The organism is Pseudomonas sp. ASL4 (assembly GCF_056680395.1).
Window position 1 is genome coordinate 5,062,265 of sequence record NZ_CM155280.1, and the last position, 26,983, is coordinate 5,089,247.

The window sequence follows — 26,983 nt, forward strand, 5'->3', positions numbered from 1 at the left end:
CGCGGGCAAACACAAAACCTGTGGGAGCGGGCTTGCTCGCGAAAGCGGTGGCTCAGGCAGCATCAATGTCGACTGGCACGGCCCCTTCGCGAGCAAGCCCGCTCCCACTCTTGCTCGATGCTAATTCCAGGATCTCTGTGAACTGCTCGTCCCTGCATCAGTCGCATTACTTGAGCAGCCTGATTCAGAGGAGCCAACGTGACCAGCGACTCACTAAAATCCGCCCCCTTGAACACACCCACGGCCATACACCGACTGCGGGTACTCACGGTCAACACCCATAAAGGCTTCACCGCGTTCAACCGGCGTTTCATACTTCCGGAACTGCGCGAAGCGGTACGCAGCACCTCGGCAGACCTGGTGTTTCTCCAGGAAGTAGTCGGCGAACACGAGCGGCACTCTGCCCGTTACAACGCCTGGCCGCAGGTCTCGCAATACGAGTTCCTCGCCGACAGCATGTGGAGTGATTTCGCCTATGGCCGCAACGCGGTCTACCCCGACGGTCACCACGGCAACGCGTTGCTGTCGAAATACCCGATCCGCGAATTTCGCAACCTCGATGTCTCGATCACCGGCCCCGAGCGCCGTGGCTTGTTGCACTGCGTGCTGGACGTGCCGGGCCATGCTGAAGTCCACGCGATTTGCGTGCACCTGAGCCTGCTCGAAAGTCATCGCCAGTTGCAGCTGCAGTTGCTCTGCCAACTGCTCGAATCCTTTCCCGACGACGCACCGGTGATCATCGCCGGTGATTTCAATGACTGGCAACTGCAAGGCAATGCCGCCCTCGCCCGGCGCGAATACCTGCACGAAGCCTTCGAACGCCACCAAGGGCAGCCCGCGAAGACTTACCCGGCACGCTTTCCGCTGTTGCGTCTGGACCGTATCTACCTGCGCAATGCCAGCAGCCATCACCCGCGAATACTCGGTAACAAACCGTGGACTCACCTCTCTGACCATTTGCCGTTGGCGGTGGAAGTGCATCTGTAAGGCGCCAAGGCGAATAGGCTAAAACTGTGATTATCGACAGTAACCGTCTTAAAAATTACCGCATGAATTCAAACCCGCTTACCGATGACACAACCGTTAGCTGACTACCAAATGCTAGTGCCAGCGCTCTAAAACGCTGATTTTTTGTGCAAACAATCACTTATGTACACACTAATAATCAGTCACTTGCAATCACCAAAATAGCCATACCATTTATCGGCCATTTTCTTGACGCAAGGTCACAGGTCTTCTTAGCTAAACCGTACTACCCCCGGAAATACCATCAGGGGCAAGCCTCCAGAATCCCGCAAAAACGGGCGGCCAGAGGCTTGCCCCAATCCATTCGGTCGCCCCTCATTCGGGGTAGGAGAGACGCCAAAGCAAGATATGGCATGCGTTTGCAAGGTAGACCTCCATGAAAACTTCATTCACCCAACAAGAGATCAAAATTACTTTTTGCACAGTCTCGAGCTCACTCCTGCTGTGCTCGTCCATGGAGGTGCAGGCCGGGCCTGCCGAGGATGACGCCACGCCTTGGTATCGCGAAGATGTACCGACGTTGACCTTGCCAAACGTCGCTGCCATCTACCCGGGGCATTTCAGTGCAGTCCCGGACATGCGAAGTTCCCGCCTGACCACTGAAGACGCCGCGCCGGCTGCCTGGGATCAACTCTACGGACAGGCATCGCGCCTGGCAGAAACCAATGTTCAATCCGCAGGCTTTTCGCTCCCCGGCGCAGACGAATTCAAAGGCCCGGCCATCCTGACCCTGCAAAGCAGCGGCGGCCGGGTGCAACGGCTCGGGTTGGTGGGGGGCACCAGCCAGTACCAGGGCAACAACAACGGACTGCTGAGCAATCGCGCCTTTGCTGACCCCGGTAACGACACTTTCAACCTTCAAGGCCAGACGCTCGGTGCCTACTGGAGCCTGATCGGTCCCCAGGGCTGGCACGTCGACTTGACCGCCAGCGGCGGCCGGGTCAACGGCTTCAGCCGAGATGCCCAAGGGATGCGGCAAACCGCTGAAGGCAGCGCGATGACGGTGTCGGTAGAAGGTGGTTTCCCCATCGGCCTGGGCGACAACTGGGTGATCGAACCCCAGGCGCAGTTGGTCAATCAGCGTATTACCCTGGACACGCCCTATGCCGGTGCCAACAACGCCACCAGCAGCGATCTGTCGTCCTGGAGCGGTCGGGTCGGCGCCCAACTGAAAGGCAGTTATACCTTCAACGGCCTGCCAGTCGAACCCTATGTGCGGACCAACCTGTGGCACACCATGTATACCGGCAATACCGTGACACTGGATCAGGTGGACAAGATCAGCAGCAGTCGCAATTCATCCACGGTCGAGTTGGGGCTGGGGTTGGTGGCCAGGGTATCCCCCACCGTCAGCTTGTACGTCAGTGCCGATTACAGCAGTGCCGCGGATGCGAATGATTTGAACGGGGTGATAGGGAGTTTGGGGATTCGGATGCGGTGGTGAGGGGTTGACCGCAAGAGGTATGTTGTTTGATCTGGCGCCTTCGCGGGCAAGCCTCGCGCCTACAGGTGTTATGTCGTGCCGAAATGACGCGACCAACACAAATCCTGTAGGAGCGAGGCTCGCCCGCGAAGGGAGCGACGCGGTTTTAAATCAACCCTCTGGACGCAGAATCAACACTGCCAGCGGCGGCAAGTTCAGCACCAGCGACAGCGCCTGGCCATGGCTCGGTTCTTCCTCGGTAAACGCCCCGCCGCCGTTGCCATAGTTGGAACCGGCGTAGGTGTCGGCATCGCTGTTGATCATCTCGGTCCAGCGCCCGGCAAATGGCACGCCGATCCGGTAGGCCTGACGCGGCACCGGGGTGAAGTTGGCGACCACCAGCACCGGCCGCCCCTCTTTGCTCCAGCGCATGAAGGCATAGACGCTGTTGATCGCATCATCACCGATCAACCACTGGAAGCCCTGCGGTGCGTCGTCCTGGTCGTGCAGCGCCGGTTCTTCGCGGTACAGCCGGTTGAGATCACCCACCAGTTTCTGCACGCCTTTGTGTTCCGAGTACTGCAAAAGGTACCAGTCCAGTTGCTGATCGTGATTCCACTCGCGCCACTGACCGAACTCGCAGCCCATGAACAGCAGTTTCTTGCCCGGATGCGCCCACATGAAACTCAGGTACGCCCGCAGGTTGGCGAATTTCTGCCAACGGTCGCCGGGCATTTTGTCGATCAGCGAATGCTTGCCGTGCACCACTTCATCGTGGGAAATCGGCAGGATAAAACGCTCGGACCACGCATACACCAGGCCGAAACTCAGCTCGTTGTGATGATGCGCGCGGTATACCGGGTCCTGCTGGATGTAATGCAGCGAATCGTGCATCCAGCCCATGTTCCATTTGTAATCGAAACCGAGGCCACCCTGCTGGGTGTTCTGGCTGACACCCGGCCAGGCTGTCGATTCTTCGGCGATCACCAGCGCGCCGGGCGCTTCGATATCGACGACGTCATTGAGATGGCGCAGGAAGTCGATGGCTTCCAGGTTCTCGCGGCCGCCATGGCGGTTCGGCACCCACTCGCCGGCCTTGCGCGAGTAATCGCGATAGAGCATCGACGCCACGGCATCGACCCGCAGGCCATCGACGTGGAAATGCTTGAGCCAGTGCAGCGCCGAAGCCAGCATGTAGCCGTGCACTTCGGTGCGGCCGAGGTTGTAGATCAGCGTGTCCCAATCCTGGTGGAAGCCTTCCATCGGGTTGGCGTATTCATACAACGCCGTGCCGTCGAACTGCGCCAGACCGTGGGTATCGGTAGGGAAATGCGCCGGCACCCAGTCGAGGATCACGCCGATGTCAGCCTGGTGACAGGCGTTGACGAACGCGGCGAAGTCATCCGGCGTGCCGTAACGGGCGCTCGGGGCAAATTGCGAGAGCAACTGATAACCCCAGGAACCGCCGAACGGGTGCTCCATGATCGGCATCAGCTCAATGTGGGTGAAACCCAGCTCCTTCACATACGGAATCAGCCGCTCGGCCAATTCGTGCCAGGTGTACTGGCGGGCGACTTCGCCCAGATCATCCAGTTCGCACTGCCAGGAACCGGCGTGCAGCTCGTAGATCGACAGCGGCGCACTCGGTTTTTGGCGGTCGCCACGGGACTGCATCCACTCGTGGTCCTGCCAGTCGATGCTCAGCGGCGAAGCGACTTTCGAAGCAGTGTCCGGCGGCATCTGCGTGGCCAAAGCCATTGGGTCAGCCTTGAGCGGCAAAATGCCTTGAGTGCCGAGGATTTCGTACTTGTACGCCTCCCCTGCTTGCAGGCGCGGAATGAACAACTCCCAGACCCCGGTCGGATGACGTAGACGCATCGGGTGACGACGACCGTCCCAGACATTGAAATCGCCGACCACCGACACCCGTTTGGCATTCGGCGCCCACACAGCGAACCGCACGCCATCAACGCCATCGACGTTCTTCAACTGCGCGCCGAGACAGGCGCTGAGATCGCGGTGATTGCCTTCGGCAAACAGGTACAAGTCCATCTCACCGAGCAGCGGCCCGAAGCTGTAAGGGTCTTCGGCCACTTGCTCGCCGCCGGCCCAACGGGTGCGCAGCAGGTACGGCTGGGCGCGGTCAAAGTGGCCGACGAACAGCCCCGGTGTCTGAGTGGCTTCAAGACTGCCGAGCTCTTCGCCGGAGTCTTTGGCCAACACCTGGACACTTAAAGCGTCTGGCAGATAGGCCCGGATGAATTGCCCGCCATTGTCATCGCCGTGGGGGCCGAGTATGGCAAAGGGGTCGTGGTGTTCAGCGCGTACCAACGCATCAATGTCCGACGCCCTGGGCAGCAGTGTTTCTTTGTGGTGCCCCTGTTCCGTGTTCGAGAAACTCATGACTACTCTCCACCAAGATCGGAAAAGGGTTTGAGCCCACTCAATAACCCATACAAACCGTGCAACGGCACCGGCAGCCAGGTGGGGCGATTTTCCGCCTCATAAGCCACTTCATAGGCCGCCTTCTCCAGACCGAACAACGCCAGTGCAGCGTCTTCGCCCTCAGGATCTTGCCACGCATGAGCAAGACTAGCTGCCGCCAGCCGATAAGCGTCGATAAATGACTGTCGCGCTTCACTTAAATAACGATCGGCCACCCGTTGCCGGGCTGCCCGGGCATCGGCGGTGTTGTCGACGTTATGCACGTTGATCGCCATCGCTGCCGCGTAATCGAACGAACGCAACACCCCGCTCACATCTTTATACGGGCTGTGCTTACCGCGCCGCTCGCTGAGTGGCCGCGCCGGCTCACCTTCGAAGTCGATCAAGTAAGCGTCGCCCTTGATCACCAATACCTGGCCCAAATGCAAGTCGCCGTGGACCCGAATACGCAGCCCACCTGCGGCTTTTTTACCGAGTTCCTGGACATGGCCGAGAATGGCTTTTTTGTTGTCCAGCAAATGACTGACCAAGGCTTTGTCTGCCGGGTTCAGTTCGCTTTGATGCTGTTTGAGCAACTTCAAGGCGTGTTCCAATTGTGCCGCCACGTCCTTGGCCGAAGCCAGGGCATCCTTTTGTGTCGTGACTTGTGGGGCGAAGTCCGGGTCGTCGGTGGGCGTTGCCAGCACCACGTGCATTTCCCCCAGCCGCTGGCCCAGCATACCGGCGAAATCTTTCAGTTCGCCGAGGGCGTTGTAGTGCTGCTCCTGCTCGGACATGGCATCGGCCAGTTCGTCCCGCAGCGCCCGTTCAAGGTTGTTCTGCGTCCATTCCCACGCGTCGCCCTGATTGCTCAAATAGCCTTGGGCAATCATCAACAGGGTGTCTTCGCCCTTCGAATCACGGCGAATCACCGAACCGAGCAACGGCGAAATATTGCCGAAACCGGCGGCGGTCAGGTACGCGCTCATTTCCAGTTCCGGGTGCACGCCCGAGGCAAGTTTGCGGATCAGTTTCAGCACCAGGCTGTTGCCGATCACCACCGAACTGTTGGACTGCTCGGCGGACAGATAACGCACGTCCGATTCGGCGGTCAGACCGCGTTTGGCCAGTTCGGCAGTTGGCTCGAAACGAATCTCGCCTTCGCTGGACTGCAACACGGTACTGGCTTGCATGCCTTCCAGCACGGCGCGGATGTAGGTGTCGAGGCTGAACGCATCAGTGATCAAACCGACCTGGCGCACTCGCCGAACACGCGCCAACGCCAATTGTTGCGGCAACGCCGCGCCAACCTGATCTTCGGCGATAAAGCCGAACGGCAGTTGATAGCGACTGGTCTGGCCGCCGCTGGTGACGTCGATTTCACTCAACAACACTGGGTGCAGCGGGTCACCGAAACGTACGCCATAAGCGATGTTGACGCTGTCGATGGCCGTGTCCTTGCCGGCAAACCAGCGACGGTTCTGCAACCAGTTCGGCAGGATGCCTTGCTCCAGCGTGCCGCGAGACGGCGCTTCGAGCAGTTCTTCCATGCGTTTTTTCAGCACCAGCGTGGTGAAGTCCGGCAGGCTTTGCGCCGGTTCCACGTGCCAGCTCGGCATCTGGTTTTCCGCCGCGAGTACAAACCAGTAGAAACCATATGGCGCCAGGGTCAGGAGGAAACTTAACTGGCCAATCGGCGGGAAGGCGTTACCGCCGAGCATCTCCACCGGGACCATGCCGACGTAGGCTGACAAGTCGAGTTCTGCCGCTTGCGCGCTGCGGGACACGTTGGCCACACACAGAATGATTTCGTGTTTGCCGTCGGCGCCGGTGAATTCACGGGTGTAGGCCAGAATCCTGCGGTTGCTCGGCGAAAGCATTTTCAGCGTGCCGCGACCGAAGGCCTTGGACTGCTTGCGCACTGCAAGCATGCGCCGGGTCCAGTTCAGCAGTGAATGCGGGTCGCCGGCCTGGGTTTCGACGTTGACCGACAGGTAGCCGTATTGGGGGTCCATGATCGGCGGCAGCACCAGGCTGGCCGGGTCGGCGCGGGAGAAGCCGCCGTTGCGGTCAATCGACCATTGCATCGGCGTACGCACGCCATCGCGGTCGCCGAGGTAGATGTTGTCGCCCATGCCGATTTCATCGCCGTAATACATCGTCGGCGTGCCGGGCATCGACAGCAGCAAACTGTTGAGCAGCTCGACACGACGGCGGTCGCGCTCCATCAGCGGCGCGAGACGGCGGCGAATCCCCAGGTTGATCCGCGCTCGACGGTCGGCCGCGTAGTAATTCCACAGATAATCACGCTCCTTGTCGGTGACCATTTCCAGGGTCAGCTCATCGTGGTTGCGCAGGAAAATCGCCCACTGGCAGTTGGCCGGGATTTCCGGGGTCTGACGCAGGATATCGGTGATCGGAAAACGGTCTTCCTGGGCCAGCGCCATGTACATGCGCGGCATCAGCGGGAAGTGGAACGCCATGTGGCATTCGTCGCCGTTCAGGCCCTTGGCGTCGGTGTCACCGAAGTACAGCTGAGTGTCTTCCGGCCATTGGTTGGCCTCGGCCAGCAGCATGCGGTCGGGGTAATTGGCGTCGATTTCGGCACGGATCTGCTTGAGGACGTCGTGGGTCTCGGGGAGGTTCTCGTTGTTGGTGCCGTCGCGTTCGATCAGGTACGGGATCGCATCAAGCCGCAGCCCGTCGATGCCCATGTCGAGCCAGTAGCGCATCACCGAGAGCACGGCTTTCATGACTTGCGGGTTGTCGAAGTTCAGGTCCGGTTGGTGGGAGTAGAAACGGTGCCAGAAGTACTGGCCGGCGACCGGGTCCCACGTCCAGTTGGACTTCTCGGTGTCGAGGAAAATGATGCGGGTGCCGTCGTACTTTTGATCGTCATCGGACCAGACGTAGAAGTCCCGGGCGGCTGAGCCTTTCTTGGCCTTGCGTGCGCGCTGGAACCAGGCGTGCTGGTCGGAGGTGTGGTTGATGACCAGTTCGGTGATCACCCGCAGGCCGCGCTTGTGGGCCTCGGCGATGAAGCGCTTGGCATCGGCCATGGTGCCGTAGTCGGAATGGACGCCGCGGTATTCGGCAATGTCATAACCGTCATCCCGACGTGGCGAGGGATAGAACGGCAACAGCCAGATGGTGTTGACGCCTAGATCGGCAATGTAATCGAGTTTGGCGATCAGACCGGGAAAGTCGCCGATCCCGTCGTTGTTGGAGTCGAAAAAAGACTTAACGTGAACCTGATAAATCACCGCATCCTTGTACCAGAGCGGGTCTTTGATAAAGGTGGCTGACTTGGGTTTCTTCGCCATTTGAAACTCCTGTTGAATTCAAATTAACCGCTGAGCCGAGCACCTATCGATGGTGAGAGGGCTTTTGTGGCGAGGGGGCTTGCCCCCATTCGGCTGCGAAGCAGTCGTAAATCCGGATAACTGGATGTGGCTGAAGGAAAAGTAGGGGCCGCTTCGCAGCCCAACGGGGGCAAGCCCCCTCGCCACAGGCAAGCCCCCTCGCCACAGTCAAGAGGTGGTGATTCGCCAAATGCCGAACGGCTGATGCACCGGGTCGATCCGCATGAATTGGTATTTGCCGTACCAGGTCCAGCGATGGCCGTTCATCAAGTCTTCGCCCTGGGTGCTGGCGTCGTCGGGCAGGCCCATTTCCCACAGCGGCAACTCGAAATCAGCCTCCTGGACGTTATGCGGATCAAGGCTGACGGCCACCAGAATGAAGTTGCTACCGTCGGCGCTACGTTTACCGAAATACAGAATGTTGTCGTTCCAGGCGTTGTAGAGCTTCAGCCCCAGATGCGTCTGTAGCGCCGGGTTCTGCCGGCGAATGCGGTTGAGCTGAGCGATCTCGGCAATGATGTTGCCCGGCGCATTGAAGTCCCGTGGACGGATCTCGTACTTCTCGGAATCGAGGTATTCCTCCTTGCCTGGCACAGCGGCGGCTTCGCACAGTTCGAAGCCTGAATACATGCCCCACAGGCCCGAGCCCATGGTCGCCAGCGCCGCGCGGATGAGAAACCCCGGACGCCCGGATTCGTGGAGAAACCCCGGATTGATGTCCGGCGTGTTGACGAAGAAATTCGGGCGGAAGCATTCACGCCACGGCGACTCGTTCAGTTCACTGAAATAGGTCGACAGTTCGTACTTGGTGTTGCGCCAGGTGAAGTAGGTGTAGCTCTGGGAGTAACCGACCTTGCCCAGCCGCGCCATCATCGCCGGGGTGGTAAAGGCTTCGGCGAGGAAGATCACTTCCGGGTGCAACGCCCGCACATCGGCGATCAGCCATTGCCAGAACGGCAGCGGTTTGGTGTGTGGGTTATCGACGCGAAAGATCTTCACGCCCTCCTCGACCCAACCGACCACGATGTCGCGCAATTCGACCCAGAGGCTGGGAATTGCGTCGGCGGCGTAGAAATCGACGTTGACGATGTCCTGGTATTTTTTCGGCGGGTTCTCGGCGTATTTGATCGTGCCGTCGGAGCGCCAGTTGAACCAGCCCGGATGCTGTTCCAGCCACGGGTGGTCCTGGGAACACTGGATCGCGAAGTCGAGAGCGATTTCCAGCCCATGATCCGCCGCCGCAACGACCAACCGGCGGAAGTCTTCGCGGCTGCCCAGCTCGGAGTGAATTGCCTCGTGCCCGCCCTCGGCGCTGCCAATGGCATACGGACTGCCCGGATCGTCGGGGCCGGCGGTCAGGGAATTGTTCGGGCCTTTACGGTAACTGCGGCCGATCGGGTGGATCGGTGGGAAGTACAGCACATCGAAGCCCATGTCCTGAATCATCGGCAGTCGCGCGTGCACATCGTTAAAGGTGCCATGACGGGTGGGATCGTCGGTGATCGAGCGTGGAAACAGCTCGTACCAACTGGCAAATTGGGCGATTTCCCGTTCCACGTCCAGCGGGTATTCCGGGCTCAGGCTCAGGAAGGCGCGGTGATCCGCCTGGGCCATGAGTTCGGCGCTACGCTGGTGCAGAAATAGCGCGACCTGCTCGGTTTCGAGCAGCCCGGACAGTTCATGGTGCAGCCCCGCCAATTGCTCGCTCAGCTGACCGTCGCTGCGCTCGACGGCTTGATGGACCAACGTGCGGCCTTCCTGCAACTCCAGGCTCACCGGCACGCGGGCGGTGTGTTTTTTTTCCAGCTCATAACAGAAGCTGGCGAACTGATCGATCCAGGCTTCGATGCAGTAAATGTGACGGCCCTGGCGCTCGACCCGGAACCGGCCCTGCCAGCCATTGTTGCCCAGCTCCTGCATGGTTTCGCTGTGCCAGGACTCTTCGCCCTCGTTGCGCCAACGAATGCGCACGGCCAGTTTGTCGTGACCGTCGGCAAAGACTTTGCTGGTGACCAACACGTCCTGACCGACCACAGCTTTGACGGCAAACTGCCCGCCGTCGAGGATCGGCATGGTGTCTTCGATGACGATGCGCGGCAGCAACAACGCCTGCGACAGCGGCATGTGCGGGTTGTAACTGAGTTCTGTCGGTTTTTCAGCGATCATCGAGCATCTCTCCTTTACGCCCCAAGGACGCTCTTGTGCTTGATGTTCATCCACATGGGCCAGTCCGTCCCGGAATGAACTCACTTAGGTTCCGAGCGACAGGCGCCGCTAAAAGTTCACGGGGATTTGCCTGAGCGTTCGGGGGAATCAAAACCTTTTCGCGGTGGTCAATCTACTTAAGCACGACTCACGCCATGTGCCACAAGGAGGCTTGACCGATGAGTATCCCGATCCCTGCCGAAACGCCGGACCCGAACATCGACACCCCGACCATTCCCGAGACCGAACCGGACCCGGTGCCCGAGCAAGAACCACCGGGCACCACCCCGCCACCTCGCGAAGAACCGCCGACAACCATGCCGCCGGTGATCGGCAGTCCATAACACTTCGCCCCCACGCAGGCGTCCATGGGCCATTCCTTCTTCTTCAACAGAAAGTCGGTTGTAGAGGATGGACCGCGCCGACCATTAATCGGTTGCACAGAACGAAGGCCGTCCTTGGCGACCTAACGTTTTAGTCTCCGCTGAAAAAAGGACAGTCCCATGACCGTGCGCATCGATACCGAAACCCAGACTTGCTTTTTCACCACCGAGAACGGCGAAGAAATTCGTCTGTGCCCCGACGTCACCATCATCACCGACTCGGAAAAAGCCATGTCCGCGGTGGAGATGAACGGCGAACGCATCTACATCACCGAAGCAGAAGCCGACGCATTGACCGTAGCAGGCGCTGTCGACGGTCGTAAGCATTTGAGGGCCACCGACAGTGATTCGGTGATTTGACTGACCCGGATCAACAACCGCCCCGGACGCCTGAGATAGGCGCCCGCAGCCAGCGGCGGCAGGTGCATCAACTTGTCGCAGGCACTCGCTTGAATGCCATCTGATCCGCTTTTTATTGCAATATCTGAGTCTGTTATGCAAACAGATCGACGCTCATAGTGCACCGGCCTGATGGAGGCTGATGAGCGAAAGACCATGAGCGATAGAATCCCCGTCCGAACCGTAGAAAGCGCCCCAGTCGTACAGCGCTATGAGCCTTCGCGTCCAAAGATGAAGGCCAAATCCAGCGACAACCTGATCCACACCCGCAGCTTCACCGGGCTGTTCCGCACCTTGCGCATGAGCGGCGCGGGCTTTCTGTTCCTCGCGTTTTTCGGCACGGTGTGGCTGAACTGGGGTGGCCGCCAAGCGGTGCTCTGGGACCTGTCTGAAAGCAAATTCCACATCTTTGGCGCGACCTTCTGGCCGCAGGATTTCATCCTGCTCTCGGCGCTGTTGATCATTGCCGCGTTCGGCCTGTTTGCGATCACCGTGTTCGCCGGCCGCGTCTGGTGCGGCTACACCTGCCCGCAGAGCTCCTGGACCTGGATCTTCATGTGGTGCGAGAAAATTACCGAAGGCGAGCGCAACCAGCGAATCAAGCTGCAAGCCGCGCCCTGGGGCCTGAACAAACTGCTGCGGCGTTCGGCCAAGCACACGTTGTGGCTGGGCATCAGCCTGCTGACCGGCCTGACCTTTGTCGGTTACTTCACGCCAATCCGGCCACTGGCCGAAGAACTGCTGACCCTGCAAATGGCCGGCGTCAGTCTGTTCTGGGTGATCTTCTTCACCGGCGCCACGTACATCAACGCCGGCTGGCTGCGTGAAGCGGTGTGCATGCACATGTGCCCTTATGCGCGGTTCCAGAGTGTGATGTTCGACAAGGACACCCTGACCATTTCCTACGACGTGGCCCGTGGCGAAAACCGTGGCCCGCGCAAACGCGAGGTCAAACCGGCCGAGGTGGGTCTCGGTGATTGCATCGACTGCCAGCTCTGCGTGCAGGTCTGCCCGACCGGCATCGACATCCGCGACGGCTTGCAGATGGAATGCATCGGCTGCGCGGCGTGCATCGATGCCTGCGATTCGATCATGGACAAAATGAACTACCCTCGCGGCCTGATCAGCTACACCTCCGAGCATGAGTTGCAAGGTGGCAAGACCCACCTGCTGCGACCGCGGCTGATCGGCTACACGGCGGTGCTGCTGGTGATGATCGGCGCATTGGCCATGGCGCTGGTGGAACGACCGATGGTGTCGCTGGACGTCACCAAAGACCGTGGCATGTACCGTGAAAACAGCGAAGGCCAGATCGAAAACATCTACAGCCTCAAAGTCATCAACAAGACCCAGCAGCGTCAGGATTATCGCCTGAGCCTGGTGGACGGCGATGGCTTCCAGCTGCAAGGCAAGACTGAGTTGAGCCTTGCGCCGGGTGAGATTGTCGATGTGCCGGTGTCGGTGGCAATGACCACGGAACGGCCAAGCAGCAGCTCGCAGACCATTGCCTTCAAGATTGTCGACAGTGACGAGCCGGACATTTACAGCGTGGCAAAGAGTCGGTTTGTTGCGCCGATGAATCGTTGAGCCGTTAAGATGCCGACCTTTGTCAGGCGCGGTCTCTGTGGCGAGGGGGCTTGCCCCCGTTCGGCTGCGAAGCAGTCGTAGACCGGGCAGCGCGATATGTCTGAAGAATTGGAGGGGGCCGCTTCGCGACCCAACGGGGGCAAGCCCCCTCACCACAGGCAAGCTCCCTCGCCACAAAAGCGCACCACATGAATCAATTCAACCCGGGCACTCGATGAAACGCTACGAAAAATTCGCCGATGACATCGCTGAACTGATCCGCTCCGGCGTCCTCGGCCCTGGCCAGCGCGTGCCATCGGTGCGCTACGCCAGCCAGACTTACGGGGTCAGCCCATCCACGGTGTTCCAGGCCTATTACCTGCTAGAACGTCGCGGCCTGATCCGCGCCCGTCCGCGCTCCGGCTACTTCGTCAACACCCACGCCCCGAGCCCGTTCTCGGAGCCAGTGATCAGCAGCCAGGTCAACGAGTCCACCGAAGTCGACGTCAGTGAACTGGTGTTTTCGGTGCTCGACTCGATCAAGGACCCGACCACCGTCCCGTTCGGCTCAGCGTTCCCCAGCCCAACGTTGTTTCCGCTGCAACGCCTGTCCCGCTCCCTGGCCAGTGCCGCCCGGGAAATGGACCCGCGCATGGTCGTCACCGACATGTCGCCGGGCAACCCGCAGTTGCGCCGGCAGATCGCCCTGCGCTACATGGTCGGCGGCCTGATGTTGCCGATGGAAGAACTGCTGATCACCAACGGCGCCCTCGAAGCGTTGAACCTGTGCCTGCAAGCCGTCACCGAACCCGGCGACCTGGTGGCCATCGAAGCCCCGGCGTTCTATGCCAGCCTGCAAGTGCTGGAGCGCCTGAAGCTCAAAGCGGTGGAAATCCCGGTGCACCCGCGTGACGGCATCGACCTCGGCGTGCTCGCGCAAACCCTGGAGCGCCACCCGATCAAGGCCTGCTGGTGCATGACCAGTTTCCAGAACCCAATGGGCGCGACCATGCCCGAGGCGAAGAAGCAGGAACTGGTGGAACTGCTGCGCAGCCATCAGGTGCCGCTGATCGAGGACGACGTCTACGCCGAGCTCTATTACGGTCAGCAGGCGCCAAAACCGGCCAAGGCGTTCGACACTGAAGGGTTGGTGATGCACTGCGGTTCGTTCGCCAAGAGCCTGGCCCCTGGCTACCGCATCGGTTGGGTCGCTGCCGGGCGCTACGCGCAGAAAATCGAACGCCTGAAACTCATGACCTCGCTCTGCGCCTCGATGCCGGCCCAGGCGGCCATCGCCGACTACTTGCAACACGGCGGCTACGACCGGCACCTGCGCAAATTGCGCTACGCCCTGGAAGAACAGCAAAGCGCCATGCTCGCCGCCATCGCCCGCTACTTCCCGGCACAGACCCGCGTCAGCCAACCGGCCGGCGGCTACTTCCTGTGGCTGGAACTGCCACCGCAGATGGACTCGTTGAAGTTGTTTCAGATGGCGCTGGCCCAAGGCATCAGCATCGCGCCGGGGCCTATCTTTTCACCGACCCGGCGCTTCAGGAATTGTATTCGGTTGAACTATGGCAGCCCGTGGAATGAAGCTGCGGAGAAGGCGATGGAAACGTTGGGGCGGATAGTGCGGTCGTTCTGACAGTTTGATGTTGCCTGGTCCATTGCCTTCGCGAGCAAGCCCGCTCCCACAGGGGTTCGGTGGTGTGCACAAATAATGTGTTCACATCAATCCATTGTGGGAGCGGGCTTGCTCGCGAAGAGGCCCGTTCGAGCAACGCAAACCTTAAGGCTTAACGCCCACCACCAAGATCAACAAAAGTCCCCGTCGCATAAGAAGCCTTATCCGACAACAACCAGACAATCGCCTCTGCCACTTCATCAGGCCGGCCGCCACGGGCCATCGGGATCGCCGACTCCAGTTTGCTGACCCGATCCGGGTCGCCGCTCAACGCGTGAAAGTCGGTGTAGATGTAACCGGGCCGCACTGCGTTGACGCGAATCCCCTCGCCCGCCACTTCCTTCGAAAGGCCAATGGTGAAGGTATCCAGCGCACCCTTCGACGCGGCGTAATCCACGTATTCGCTCGGCGCCCCCAACCGTGCAGCCACCGACGACACATTGACGATGCTGCCACCCTGCCCGCCATGCTTGGGCGACATGCGCAGAATCGCGTGCTTGGCGCAGAGGATCGGCGCCAGGACGTTGGTCTTGAGGATTTTGAGAATGCGGAATTCGGACATTTCGTCGACCCGGGACTTGTGCCCGACGGTGCCGGCGTTGTTCACCAATGCGGTGACCCGGCCCAGTTCAGTGTCGACCCGTTGGAACATGGCGATCACTTCGTCTTCGATGCTGACATCAGCGCGCACTGCAATCGCTTGTGCGCCCAAGGCACGGACTTGTTCCAGCACGCTTTGCGCGGCTTTTTCGTCAGCTTGATAGTTGATACAGATCCGATAACCCTGCTCGGCGGCCAACAACGCCGTGGCGGCGCCGATACCTCGGCTGCCGCCGGTGATGACGATGACTTTTTCCATGCTGACGTTCCCCCGTTTCAAACTTAAGCAGTCGGAGGCAAGAATAACCGCCATTGACGGGTTTTGCATGACCTGCATCTACCATCAGCGACAACACTGCCCTGTGGCGAACTGCTTCCTTGTGGCGAGGGAGCTTGCTCCCGCTGGGTCGCGAAGCGGCGCCCTGCATTCTTCCAATGGTACCGAGCCGCCTGGAACTACGACTGCTTCGCAGCCGAGCGGGAGCAAGCTCCCTCGCCACAAGATCAATCAGCCTGTGGCCTGTTGCTCGCCACGGTGAATGTCGATCATGAAGCGCTCCGCCGGCAGCGGATGCCCCAGCAAGTAACCCTGCAGCGAATCGCAACCCAGTTTGGTCAGAAAGTCCTGCTGCACGCCGGTCTCGACCCCTTCCGCGACAATCCGTAAACCCAGCGCCTGACCGAGCGCAACGATCGCCGAAACGATGGCAGCGTCATCGCTGTCGTGCTCCAGATCGCGAACAAACCCACGGTCGATTTTCAGTTCGTTGGCCGGCAGGCGCTTGAGGTACATCAAGCTCGAATAGCCGGTGCCGAAGTCGTCAATGGACAGGTCGACGCCCATTTCCGACAACTCCCGAAGCACGGTCATGCTCGCGTCGGCGTCACTCATGGCGGTGGTTTCAGTGATTTCCAGAGTCAGGCTATTGGCTGGCAAATGGTGCATGGCCAAGGCTTTGGCCACGCTCTGGACCAAGCCTGCGTGGCAGAACTGCAACGCCGACAGATTCACCGCTATGCGCCAGTCGGTGTAGCCGAGCACGTACCATTCGCGCATCTGCCGGCAGGCTTCGTTCAGCACCCACTCGCCGATGGGAATGATCAACCCGGTCTTTTCCGCCAGCTCTATGAACTTGTCCGGCAACAGCATGCCCTGGGTCGGATGCTCCCAGCGCAGCAAGGCTTCGGCGCCCACCGGGCGACCATTGCTGGCGTCGAATTTGGGTTGGTAATAAAGGCTGAACTGTTGCTGTTCCAGGGCCGCGCGCAGGTCTTGCAGCAGTTGCAGTTGTTTGCGGGCGTTGCTGTTCATCGAGGCGTCGAAGAAGCTGTAGCCGTTTTTGCCCGCGCCCTTGGCGTGGTACATCGCGGCGTCGGCATTCATCAGCAGTTCTTGTGCGGTCTGGCCGTTGCCCGGGTAGAGCGCGATGCCGACGCTGGCGGAAATCTGCAGGTCATGTTCGGCCACCCGGAACGAGCGCGCGATCAAGCCGACCTGACGAGCCGCCAGGCTCAGTGCATCGTTTGGCTCGCTCAGACGCACCAGCAAGACGAACTCGTCACCGCCAATCCGCGCCAGGGTGTCCTGGCTGCGCAAGTCTTCGCGCAGTCGCAAACCGACCTCACGCAACAACTGGTCGCCCATGTGGTGGCCGAAGGCATCGTTGACCGGTTTGAAGCCGTCCAGATCGATGAACATCAGCGCAAAACAACCGCCCTGCTCCTGTACCTTCGACATGGCCAACTCAATGCGGTCTGCCAACAACGTGCGGTTCGGCAGGCCGGTCAGGGTGTCGTGCAAGGCCAGTTGGGTGAGTTCGCGGTTGGCTTCGGTCAGCGAGTGAGCGAGGTCAGCGGTGCGCGTTTCCAGGCGGGCATCGAGAATCGAGGTCAGCAAGGCAATGCTCAACACCGCGAGAGTGGTGATCAACACCAGGTTGTCGAGGCCCTTGCCGCTCAACCCACTGAGGGCTGCTCCGCAGAAGCTGCCGTCCGGGAACCGCGCTGCCGCCATGCCGGTGTAGTGCATGCCGACAATGGCAAAACCCATGATCACCGCAGCGCCGCCACGGATCAGGCCCACGTATGGCGTGTGCTGGCGCAGGCGGAAGGCAATCCACAACGCCGCCGCCGAGGCCCCGATGGCAATCAGCAGCGAGGCGCTGAACAAGGTCGGGTCGTAATCGATGCCTGGCTGCATGAGCATGGCCGCCATGCCGGTGTAATGCATGGCGCTGATCCCGCTGCCCATGACCAGCGCGCCAAAGGCCAGTTGCCAGGCCGGCAGCTTCGGCTGACTGACCAGCCACAAGGCAAAGCCGCAGGACAGGATGGCGATGACCAGCGAGAGCACGGTGATGCCGAGGTCGTAGCCCAGATCAATCGGCAATTTGAACGCGAGCATGCCGATGAAATGCATCGACCAGACGCCAATGCCCATGGCGACCGCCCCGCCTGCGGTCCACAGGTGGACGGCCAGGCCTTTGGTGGTGGCAATCCGACCGGTGAGGTCCAGGGCGGTATACGAGGCGAGAATCGCCACGCACAGCGAGATGAAGACCAGCGTGGGGGAATAAGTGCCGATGAGCATGATAATTCTCGTGACCGCCCCTCCGTACTGCGTCCGTTCTCGGGGGCAAAGTCGGCGATTGTACTGATTGCGCGGAAGAACGCACTGACAAAATAATCAAATGGCCATCAAGCCGATGGGGCGCTTGTTTGACGTCAAAAAATGGTTATTTCAACACCGTCATTGTGGCGAGGGAGCTTGCTCCCGTTGGGTCGCGAAACGGCCCCGTTTTGTCTCTGAGGTATACCGAGTTAGCCGGACTACGACTGCTTCGCAGCCGAACGGGAGCAAGCTCCCTCGCCACAAATCGCGCCGATCCACAAAAGTTGCGTTATTCCTTGTCACTCACCTGCAATTGCCCATCCCAACCGCCACCCAACGCCGCAATCAACTGCACGCTGGCAATCAATCGGCTCTGCAACACGGTCAATACGCTTTGTTCATTGCTCAACGCGGTGGCTTGAACCACGACCACGTCCAAGTAGGCAATCAACCCGGCCTTGTACTGGTTCTGGGTCAGGCGCAAGGAGTCGCGCGCCGCGTCCAGGGCTTCCTGGCGCACGGTCGCTTCGTTTTCATAAACCTTGAGCTGCACCAGGTAGTTCTCCACCTCGCGGAAGCCGTCGAGCACGGTCTGGCGGTACTTGGCCACGGTTTCATCGTAGAGCGCTTCGTTGCGATCAACTTCTGCCGAGCGCGCGCCACCGTCAAACAGTGGCAACGTCACTTTCGGCCCCACCGACCAGAAGCGGTTCGGCAAGCTGAACAGGTTGCTGGACGTACTGCTGCTGTAACCGCCACTGAGGCTCAGGCTCAAATCCGGGTAGTAAGCGGCTTTCGCCACACCGATGTTGGCGTTGGCGGCAATCACCGAGCGCTCGGCGGAAGCGATGTCCGGGCGGCGTTCAAGTAGCTGCGACGGCAGGCTCAGGGGAATCTGCGGCAGTTTCGGGATGTCCTCGGTTTCCGCCAGATTGAACTCGGCCGGCGCCTGGCCGATCAGTACGGCGATGGCGTTTTCGAACTGGGCACGTTGCCAGATCAGGTCCACCAGGTTGGCCTGGGTGGTTTTGAGCTGAGTCTGGGCCTGGGCCACCGCATCACGCCCGGACACGCCGGCGCGGTACTGGTTCTGGGTCATTTGCAGCGAACGCTCGTACGCCGTGACTGTTGATTCCAGAAGGCGCTTCTGCTGATCGATCACCCGTAACTGCAAATAGTTCTGCACCAGCTCCGACTGCTGGCTCAGGCGCATGGCCGCGAGGTCGGCGAAGCTTGCTTCGGCCGTGGCCTCGTTGGCCTCCAGCCCGCGACGCAGTTTGCCCCAGACGTCCGCTTCCCAACTGACGCCCAACTGAGCGTTGTAGGTGTCGCGAATACCGCTGGCGGAACTGCTCAGGCTGGAACTGCTGCTGCCGGCGCCCTGACTGGAGCGGGTTTTGCCCGCGCTCAAGTCAACCGTTGGGTAAAACGCGGCACGGGCAGTGCTGACCAAGGCCTGGGACTGCCGATACCGGGCTTCGGCCTGGGCGACGGTCTGGTTGGAGTTGTTGAGTTTCTCGATCAGGCCGTTGAGCTGCTGATCGCCGTACAACTCCCACCAGGCGCCACGGGCCAGGGAATCGCTGGGATTGGCCTGACGCCAGCCCTCGGCTTGCTTGTACTGCGCCGGTTCCGCGGTTGGTGGGCGCTGGTAGTCCGGGCCGACGGCGCAAGCGCTGAGCATGGCCACACACAGCGCCAGGCTCAACAAACGCGAGCCACGCGCCATGGCGATTGGTGCAGCCAGAGTGATAAGCGAACGGTCAGTCATAGCGGAGTTTCCAGAGCTGCATCGGTACGTACCCCACGCCATTTGTTGAAACCATGGCGCAGTTTGTCGAGATAGAGGTAAACCACCGGGGTGGTGTAAAGCGTCAGCACCTGGCTGAAAATCAGCCCGCCGATGATAGTCAGGCCCAGCGGCTGACGCATTTCCGCGCCTTCGGCACGGCTGAGCAGCAACGGCAGTGCACCGAGGATCGCCGCCAGGGTGGTCATCAGAATGGGCCGCAGACGTTGCAGGCAGGCGCTGCGAATCGAATCCAGCGGACTCATGCCCTGATGCCGCTCCAGTTGCAACGCGAGGTCGATCATCAGAATGGCGTTTTTCTTCACCACCCCGATCAACAGGAACAGCCCCAACAACGAGATCAGGCTGAACTCCCCGCCCAACGCATAGATCGACAGCAACGCACCGACCCCAGCCGACGGCAGCGTCGACAGAATCGTCAGCGGGTGAATGTAACTTTCATACAGCACGCCCAACACCAGATACACCGCCACCAGCGCGCCGAGAATCATGAATGGCTGGGTCTTCTGGGTGGCGGCGAAAGCGTCGGCGGTCCCGGCCATTTTCACGATCACGTCTTCCGGCATGCCGAGCTTGGCAATCGCCCGCTCGATAGCCGCGGTGCCCTGCTCCACTGTCACGCCTTCGGCCATGTCGAAGGAGATGCTTTCGGAAGCGAACTGGCCTTCGTGGCTGACCCGGTCGTCTTCCAGGCTATTTTCGTAGTGAGCGATGGTCGACAGGGGAATGCGCGCGCCGGTAGAAGTGATCACTTGGACTTGCTTGAGGGTGATCGGATCCTGGGCGTATATCGGATTGACCTCCATCACTACCTGATACTGGTTGAGGCTGTCGTAGATTGTCGAAATCTGTCGCTGGGCATAGGCGTTGTTCAATACCGCCGTGACCATGTCCATGTCGACTCCCAGGCGTTTGGCCTGGTCGCGGTCGACAATCAGCGTCACCTGTTGCGCGCCACGACCTTCGCGGGCGTCAATCGCCGTCAACTCCGGCAAGGCCCGCAGCGCGGTGACGACTTTCGGGTACCACTCGCGCAACGAGCCCAGGTCGGCGCTTTGAATGATGTAGGAGTACTGCGAGGTGGTCTGTTCACGACCGCCACCAAATTGCAGGTCCTGGTCAGCCATCAGCATCAGCTGAGCGCCGGCGACCTTGGGCATTTCCTTGCGCAGACGTTCGATGACCTTTTGCGCGGAAATATTGCGCTCCTTGATCGGTTTCAAGCGCACCAGCATGAAGGCGTTATTCGTGCCGTTGGTGCCGCCGATGAAACCGGCCACGCTTTGCACCGCATCGTCCTTGAGCACGGCGCGTCGGAAGGTCTCCATCTTCGGCTGCATCACGCTGAACGACAGCCCGTCGTCGCCACGGACGAAACCGATCAGTTGACCGGTGTCCTGTTGCGGCATGAAGGTTTTCGGCACCACCACGTACAACGCGACGTTGACACCCACGGTGATGAGCAGGCTGAGCAATGTCAGGCGCCGGTGACGCAACACCCAGTCGAGGCTGGTGGCGTATTTGGCGACCAGCCATTCATTGACGCGCTGGCTCCAGCGTTGCAGACGGTTTTCCTGACCCGGGGTGTGCGGCTTGAGCCAACGCGCGCAGAGCATTGGCGTCAGGGTCAACGACACGATCAGCGACACCACGATGGACGCCGCCAGGGTAATGGAAAATTCGCGAAACAGGCTTTCGATGATCCCGCCCATAAACAGGATCGACAGGAACACCGCCACCAGCGAGACGTTCATCGACAACAAGGTGAAGCCGACTTCCTGGGCGCCGAGGTACGCCGCTTTCATCGGCGGCACGCCTTCGTCGATGTGCCGGGAAATGTTCTCCAGCACCACGATGGCATCGTCCACCACCAGCCCGGTAGCCAGGATCAGCGCCATCAGCGACAGGTTGTTCAGGGAAAATCCGTACAGGTACATCACCGCAAAAGTGCCGACCAGCGACACCGGCACCGCCAGCGTCGGAATCAGCGAGGCACGGAAGTTACCGAGAAACAGGTACACCACCAGAATCACCAGCGCCACGGCGATCAGCAGGGTCATTTCCGCTTCGTGCAACGTTGCCTTGATCACCGGCGACCGGTCCATCGCCAGGTTCAGTTTGACGCTGGCCGGCAACACCGCCTGTAACGCCGGCAACTGCGCCTTGATCTCGTTGACCGTCTCGATGATGTTGGCGCCGGCCTGGCGGTTGATCACCAGCAGCACCGCCGCATCATTGTTGAAGAAGCCGCTGTTGTAGCGGTCCTCGACGCCATCGCTGACCTTGGCCACATCCTTCAGGCGCAGGGCCGCGCCGTTGTTGTAGTGGATGATCAGCGATTCGTAATCCTTGGCCTTTTCCAGTTGATCGTTGGCCTGGACCTGCCACAAACGCTGGTCATCTTCGACCGAGCCTTTCGGGCGGCGCACGTTGGCGTTGGCGATGGTATTGCGCACATCGTCCAGCGCCACGCCGTACTGGTTCAGCGCCTGGGGTTCGAGCTCGATGCGCACCGCTGGCAAGGAGCTGCCGCCGATCTGCACTTCACCTACGCCCTGCACCTGGGACAAGCTCTGGGACAGAATGGTCGAGGCCAGGTCGTAGAGCTGACCTTTCTCCAACACGTCCGAGGTCAGCGACAACACCATGATCGGTGCTTGCGAGGGGTTGACCTTCTTGTAGGTCGGCATGCTGCGCATCCCGCTCGGCAGCAGGTTGCGCGAGGCGTTGATCGCCGCTTGCACTTCCCGCGCCGCGCCGTTGATGTCGCGGTCCATGTCGAACTGCAAAATCACCCGGGTCGAGCCCTGGCTGGAACGGCTGCTCATGGTGTTGACCCCGGCGATGGAGCCGAAGGAGCGCTCAAGCGGAGTGGCCACGGTCGACGCCATCACTTCCGGGCTCGCACCCGCCAGACTGGCCTGAACCACGATCACCGGGAAGTCCATCTGCGGTAACGGCGCCACCGGCAACAGGCCGAAACTGACACCGCCCAGCAGCATGATCGCCAGGCTCAGCAACATGGTCGCGACCGGGCGCTTGATGAAAGGTCCGGACAGGTTCATGGCTGTTCTACCGCGTCCACGGCTGCAGACTTATGGCCCCAGCGCCGACCGAGACGGTCGAAATACAGGTAGATCACCGGGGTGGTGAACAGCGTCAGCACTTGGCTCACCAGCAAACCACCGACCATCACCAGACCCAACGGCTGACGCAGCTCTGCACCGGAACCGGTGGCCAGCATCAACGGCACCGCGCCGAACAATGCGGCCAGGGTAGTCATCAGAATCGGCCGGAAACGCAGCAGTGCCGCCTGGTAAATCGCCTGCTCCGGCGCCATGCCCTGATTGCGCTCAGCGTCGAGGGCAAAGTCGATCATCATGATCGCGTTCTTCTTCACGATACCGATCAGCAGGATGATGCCGATGATCGCGATCATCCCCAGGTCATTGCCGGTCAGCAGCAACGCCAGCAAGGCGCCGACCGCCGCCGAGGGCAAGGTCGAGAGGATGGTAATCGGGTGAATGTAACTTTCGTACAGCACGCCGAGCACGATGTACATGGTCACCACCGCCGCCAGAATCAGCAGCAAGGTGCTCGACAGCGACGCCTGGAATGCTTCGGCCGCGCCCTGGAACTGGGTCTGCACGCCGATCGGCATGCCGATGTCCTTCTGCACCTGATCGATGATCTCCACCGCATGCCCCAGCGCCACGCCGGGGGCCAGGTTGAACGACATCATCACCGCCGGGAACTGGCCGATGTGAGTGATCGCCAATTGCGTCTGACGTTGCTCGACATGCGCCAGGCTGGACAGGCGCACCTGGCCGCCCGAAGTGGTCTTGACGTGAATCTGGTTCAGCGCGTCCGGGCCGATCTTCTCGCCGGACTGCGACTGCAGCACCACGCGGTACTGGCTGGCCTGGGTGTAGATGGTCGAAATCTGCCGCTGGCCGAAAGCGTCGTACAGCGCATCGGTGATGTTTTGCACCGACACCCCGACCCGGGACGCCGCATCGCGGTCGATCACCAGGTACACCTGCAAACCCTTGTCCTGCAAATCGCTGGCGACGTCGGTCAGTTCCGGCCGATGGGCCAGGGCTTCCACCAGACGTCCGCTCCACAGGCTGAGCAATTCGGCGTCCGGGGACGACATGCTGAACTGGTACTGCGTACGGCTGACCCGGTCTTCAATGGTCAGGTCCTGCACCGGCTGCATGAACAGGCGAATGCCGATCAGCTTGTCCACTTCCGGTTGCAGGCGAGCAATGATTTTCGTGGCGCTAAGGTCCCGCGCACTGTGGGGTTTGAGGTTGATCAACATGCGACCGCTGTTGAGCGTCGAGTTGTCCCCGTCCACACCAATGTAGGACGACAGGCTTTCCACTGCCGGGTCGGCGAGGATCACTTTGGCCAGCTCTTGCTGACGTTCGCTCATCGCGGCAAAGGAAATCGACTGCGGCGCCTCGGAAATGCCCTGGATCACCCCGGTGTCCTGCACCGGGAAGAAGCCTTTGGGCACGATCATGTAAAGGAATACGGTCAGGCCCAGGGTGGCGATGGCCACCATCAAGGTCAGCGGCTGGTGCTTGAGCACCCACTGCAACTTGCGCCCGTAAGCAGCGATCATCCAGTCGATGGTTGCGCCGCTGGCCCGGTAGAAACGGCCCTGCTCTTCTTCCTTGGGCTCACGTTTGAGCAGCCGCGCGCACATCATCGGCGTCAGGGTCAGCGACACGACCAGGGAAATCAGGATCGCCACCGCCAGGGTGATGGCGAATTCCCGGAACAGACGCCCCACCACGTCAGCCATAAACAGCAGCGGGATCAGTACCGCAATCAGCGACAGGGTCAGGGAAACCAGGGTGAAGCCGATCTGCTTGGCGCCCTTGAGCGCCGCATTCAGCGGGCTGTCGCCCTCTTCGATAAATCGGGAAATGTTCTCCAGCATGACGATCGCATCGTCCACCACGAAACCGGTGGCGATGGTCAGGGCCATCAAGGTCAGGTTGTTGACCGAGAAACCCGCGAGGTACATCACGCCAAACGTACCGATCAACGACAGCGGCACGGCGACCGAAGGAATGATCGTCGCGCTGGCCCGGCGCAGGAACAGGAACGTCACCATGACGACCAATGCGATGGCGATCAGCAGTTCGTGTTGTACGTCGGTAACGGAGGCGCGGATGGTCTGGGTACGGTCGGTCAGAACGGTGACTTGCAAGCCGGCCGGCAGGTTGTCGGTAATGCTCGGCAGCAAGGCCTTGATCCGGTCGACCACCTCAATAACGTTGGCACCGGGCTGGCGCTGGATGTTCAGCAACACGGCCTGGTTTTCGTTGGCCCATGCCGCCAGTCGTTCGTTTTCAGCGCCGTCGACGATTTCCGCCACGTCCTTGAGCCGCAACGGCGCGCCATTGGCGTAAGCAAGGATCAGGTTGGCGTAATCCTTGGGCGACGTCAGTTGATCGTTTGCGTCGAGCATCGACACCCGGGTCGGGCCGTCGAAGTTGCCCTTGGGCTGGTTGACGTTGGACGCGCCGACCAAGGTGCGCACGTCCGACAGGTTCAAGCCATTGGCCGCCAGGGCCTCGGGGTTGACCTTGATCCGCACCGCCTGACGCTGGCCGCCGGCGATGCTGACCATGCCGACGCCGCTGATCTGGGCGATTTTCTGCGCCATGCGCGTATCGACCAAATCATTGAGTTTGGGCAACAGCATGGTCTTGGAGGTGATGGCCAGGGTCAGCACCGGGGTGTCCGCCGGGTTGACCTTGTTGTAGACCGGCGGTGCCGGCAGGTCCTTGGGCAGCAAGTTGGTCGCGGCATTGATCGCGGCCTGCACCTGTTGCTCGGCGACGTCCATGTTGATGTCGAGGCTGAAACGCAGGGTCAGCACCGAAGCGCCGCCCGAACTGGTGGACGCCATTTGGGTCAGGCCGGGCATTTGCCCGAACTGACGCTCAAGCGGCGCGGTCACCGCACTGGTCATCACATCCGGGCTGGCGCCGGGGTAGAGCGTCATGACGCGGATGGTCGGGTAGTCGACCTGGGGCAATGCCGACACTGGCAACAAACGATAAGCGATGATGCCGGCCAGAATAATGGCCAGCATGCTCAGGGTCGTGGCGACCGGGCGAAGGATGAACAGCCGCGAGATGTTCATGCGCCCTTCTTCGCCTTGTCGTTGGCGGTCGCGTCAGGGGTCTTGGCCGCCGATTTGCCTTGCAGGTGTTCGGTCGGGGTGGTCGGTACATCCTGGGTGTCATTGACCACTTCCACTTCGCTGCCTTCCTTCAGGCGGTCGGTGCCTTCCAGGACCACGCGATCACCGACGGCCAGACCCTCGGTGATGACGGTGTTGTTGCCGTCACTCGGGCCGACTTTCAACTGACGGATCGTGACCTTCTTGTCCCCATCCATGGCATAGACGAAGGTGCCGTTGGTACCGAACTGAATCGCCGCCGACGGTGCGAGCGTCACGTCTTTGAGGGTGTCGGCCAACAGGTGGACGTTGACGAACTGGTTGGGGAACAACGCTTGATCGCGGTTCTCGTAGCGCGCCTTGAATTTCAGGGTGCCAGTGGTGACGTCGATTTGGTTGTCGAGGCTCTGCAACACGCCGCTGGCCTGCAATTTCATATCGCCACGGTCCCAGGCTTCCACCGGCAGTTTGGCACCGGTGTGGTAGCGGGCCAGTACGGTGTCGAGGCTGTTTTCCGGCAGGGTGAAAACCACGCTGATCGGTTGGGTCTGGGTGATGATGGCCAGTGCGGTGGTGTCATTGGCGGCGACAAGGTTGCCAACGTCCAGTTGACGCAAGCCGACACGCCCGGTGATCGGTGCGCGGATTTTGGTGAATTCGAGATTGAGCTTGGCGTCGTTAACCGCTGCCTGGTTGGTCTTGACCGTGCCCAGGTATTGGCCGACCAGCGCTTCGGCGGTGTCCAGGGTCTGCTTGGCGATACTGTCTTCTTTAAACAGACCGCGATAACGCTCGACATCGACCTGGGCGTTTTTCAGTTGCGCCTGATTCTGTAGCAAAGTGCCTTCAGCCTGGAGCAAAGCATTCTGGTAAGGACGCGGGTCGATCTCGGCCAACAAGTCGCCGGCCTTGACCATCTGCCCTTCCTCGAACGCAACCTTCATCAACTCTCCGGCCACCCGGCTGCGCACATTGATGGTGTTGAGCGCCGTGACCGTGCCCAGCGCCTTGTAGTACAGCGGGAAATCACCCTTGACCGCCGGCGCCACGCGCACCGGAATCGGGCCGCTCGCCCCGCCAAACCCCGGACGCATCCCTCCAGCCTTGCCTGTATGCCCTGCGGCGGCTCTCGGCTTTTCGCCCGCTTTGTGATCAGTGCCGGCAGGCCAGAATTTCCAGCACACACCCGCGACGATCAACAGGACAAGCAGGCCGAACAGCCAGCGACGGGGACTACGGGAGGAGGATTGCATTGAATGATCAACCATGGGCGCGGGGGCTTCTT

The 26,983-nt window shown here is 60.6% G+C and carries 15 protein-coding genes; 6 read left to right on the forward strand and 9 right to left on the reverse strand.

The annotated features are described in order from the left end of the window. Window positions 1-198: 198 nt before the first annotated feature. Complete coding sequence (locus tag AC1MEW_RS22795) at window positions 199-987, forward strand: endonuclease/exonuclease/phosphatase family protein (RefSeq protein WP_201256916.1); 789 nt, start codon at window positions 199-201, stop codon at window positions 985-987. 415 nt (window positions 988-1,402) lie between these two features. Continuing rightward, a complete protein-coding gene (locus AC1MEW_RS22800) occupies window positions 1,403-2,470 on the forward strand; it encodes an autotransporter outer membrane beta-barrel domain-containing protein (RefSeq protein ID WP_323570276.1) in 1,068 nt (355 codons plus the stop codon). 150 nt (window positions 2,471-2,620) lie between these two features. Here the strand turns inward: AC1MEW_RS22800 and glgB are convergent, their stop codons facing one another. From glgB to AC1MEW_RS22815, 3 genes are all read right to left on the reverse strand, one after another. Beyond that, on the reverse strand, window positions 2,621-4,852 hold the full coding sequence (gene glgB / locus AC1MEW_RS22805) for a 1,4-alpha-glucan branching protein GlgB (protein WP_201204085.1): 2,232 nt from the start codon (window positions 4,850-4,852) through the stop codon (window positions 2,621-2,623). Window positions 4,853-4,854: 2 nt separating this feature from the next. Further along, a complete protein-coding gene (gene treS, locus AC1MEW_RS22810) occupies window positions 4,855-8,196 on the reverse strand; it encodes a maltose alpha-D-glucosyltransferase (RefSeq protein WP_322268316.1) in 3,342 nt (1,113 codons plus the stop codon). Window positions 8,197-8,403: 207 nt separating this feature from the next. Further along, window positions 8,404-10,401, reverse strand: coding sequence for an alpha-1,4-glucan--maltose-1-phosphate maltosyltransferase (locus tag AC1MEW_RS22815; protein ID WP_323570275.1), 1,998 nt, complete (start codon window positions 10,399-10,401; stop codon window positions 8,404-8,406). Window positions 10,402-10,619: 218 nt separating this feature from the next. Here AC1MEW_RS22815 and AC1MEW_RS22820 point away from each other — a divergent pair, with 218 nt between their 5' ends. The 4 genes from AC1MEW_RS22820 to mapR all read left to right on the forward strand — a co-directional run bounded on the left by AC1MEW_RS22820 (window position 10,620) and on the right by mapR (window position 14,433). After that, window positions 10,620-10,784, forward strand: a complete 165-nt coding sequence (locus AC1MEW_RS22820; RefSeq protein WP_201257279.1) for a hypothetical protein — start codon at window positions 10,620-10,622, stop codon at window positions 10,782-10,784. Between the two features lie 159 nt (window positions 10,785-10,943). Then, window positions 10,944-11,183: a DUF3203 family protein gene (locus AC1MEW_RS22825; protein ID WP_201257278.1), complete on the forward strand. Its 240-nt coding sequence runs from the start codon at window positions 10,944-10,946 to the stop codon at window positions 11,181-11,183. Window positions 11,184-11,378: 195 nt separating this feature from the next. Next, window positions 11,379-12,809 carry a cytochrome c oxidase accessory protein CcoG gene (ccoG, locus tag AC1MEW_RS22830; RefSeq protein ID WP_201257277.1) on the forward strand — a complete coding sequence of 477 codons (1,431 nt, stop codon included), beginning with the start codon at window positions 11,379-11,381 and terminating at the stop codon, window positions 12,807-12,809. 214 nt (window positions 12,810-13,023) lie between these two features. Then, window positions 13,024-14,433 carry a GntR family transcriptional regulator MpaR gene (gene mapR / locus AC1MEW_RS22835; RefSeq protein ID WP_201204096.1) on the forward strand — a complete coding sequence of 470 codons (1,410 nt, stop codon included), beginning with the start codon at window positions 13,024-13,026 and terminating at the stop codon, window positions 14,431-14,433. Window positions 14,434-14,584: 151 nt separating this feature from the next. Here the strand turns inward: mapR and AC1MEW_RS22840 are convergent, their stop codons facing one another. From AC1MEW_RS22840 to AC1MEW_RS22865, 6 genes are all read right to left on the reverse strand, one after another. Next, the gene (locus AC1MEW_RS22840; protein WP_201204098.1) at window positions 14,585-15,331 is read right to left on the reverse strand and encodes an SDR family oxidoreductase; all 747 of its coding nucleotides are present in this window, start codon (window positions 15,329-15,331) and stop codon (window positions 14,585-14,587) included. Between the two features lie 249 nt (window positions 15,332-15,580). Beyond that, window positions 15,581-17,662: a putative bifunctional diguanylate cyclase/phosphodiesterase gene (locus tag AC1MEW_RS22845; RefSeq protein ID WP_201257276.1), complete on the reverse strand. Its 2,082-nt coding sequence runs from the start codon at window positions 17,660-17,662 to the stop codon at window positions 15,581-15,583. A 310-nt stretch (window positions 17,663-17,972) separates the two neighbouring features. Further along, window positions 17,973-19,454: an efflux transporter outer membrane subunit gene (locus AC1MEW_RS22850; protein WP_201257275.1), complete on the reverse strand. Its 1,482-nt coding sequence runs from the start codon at window positions 19,452-19,454 to the stop codon at window positions 17,973-17,975. Beyond that, the gene (locus tag AC1MEW_RS22855; protein ID WP_201257274.1) at window positions 19,451-22,558 is read right to left on the reverse strand and encodes an efflux RND transporter permease subunit; all 3,108 of its coding nucleotides are present in this window, start codon (window positions 22,556-22,558) and stop codon (window positions 19,451-19,453) included. The genes AC1MEW_RS22850 and AC1MEW_RS22855 overlap by 4 nt, the downstream gene beginning before the upstream one ends. Further along, complete coding sequence (locus AC1MEW_RS22860) at window positions 22,555-25,659, reverse strand: MdtB/MuxB family multidrug efflux RND transporter permease subunit (RefSeq protein WP_201204105.1); 3,105 nt, start codon at window positions 25,657-25,659, stop codon at window positions 22,555-22,557. The genes AC1MEW_RS22855 and AC1MEW_RS22860 overlap by 4 nt, the downstream gene beginning before the upstream one ends. Next, complete coding sequence (locus AC1MEW_RS22865; RefSeq protein WP_201204106.1) at window positions 25,656-26,966, reverse strand: MdtA/MuxA family multidrug efflux RND transporter periplasmic adaptor subunit; 1,311 nt, start codon at window positions 26,964-26,966, stop codon at window positions 25,656-25,658. Before AC1MEW_RS22865 ends, AC1MEW_RS22860 begins: the two co-directional genes overlap by 4 nt. Window positions 26,967-26,983: the final 17 nt, after the last annotated feature.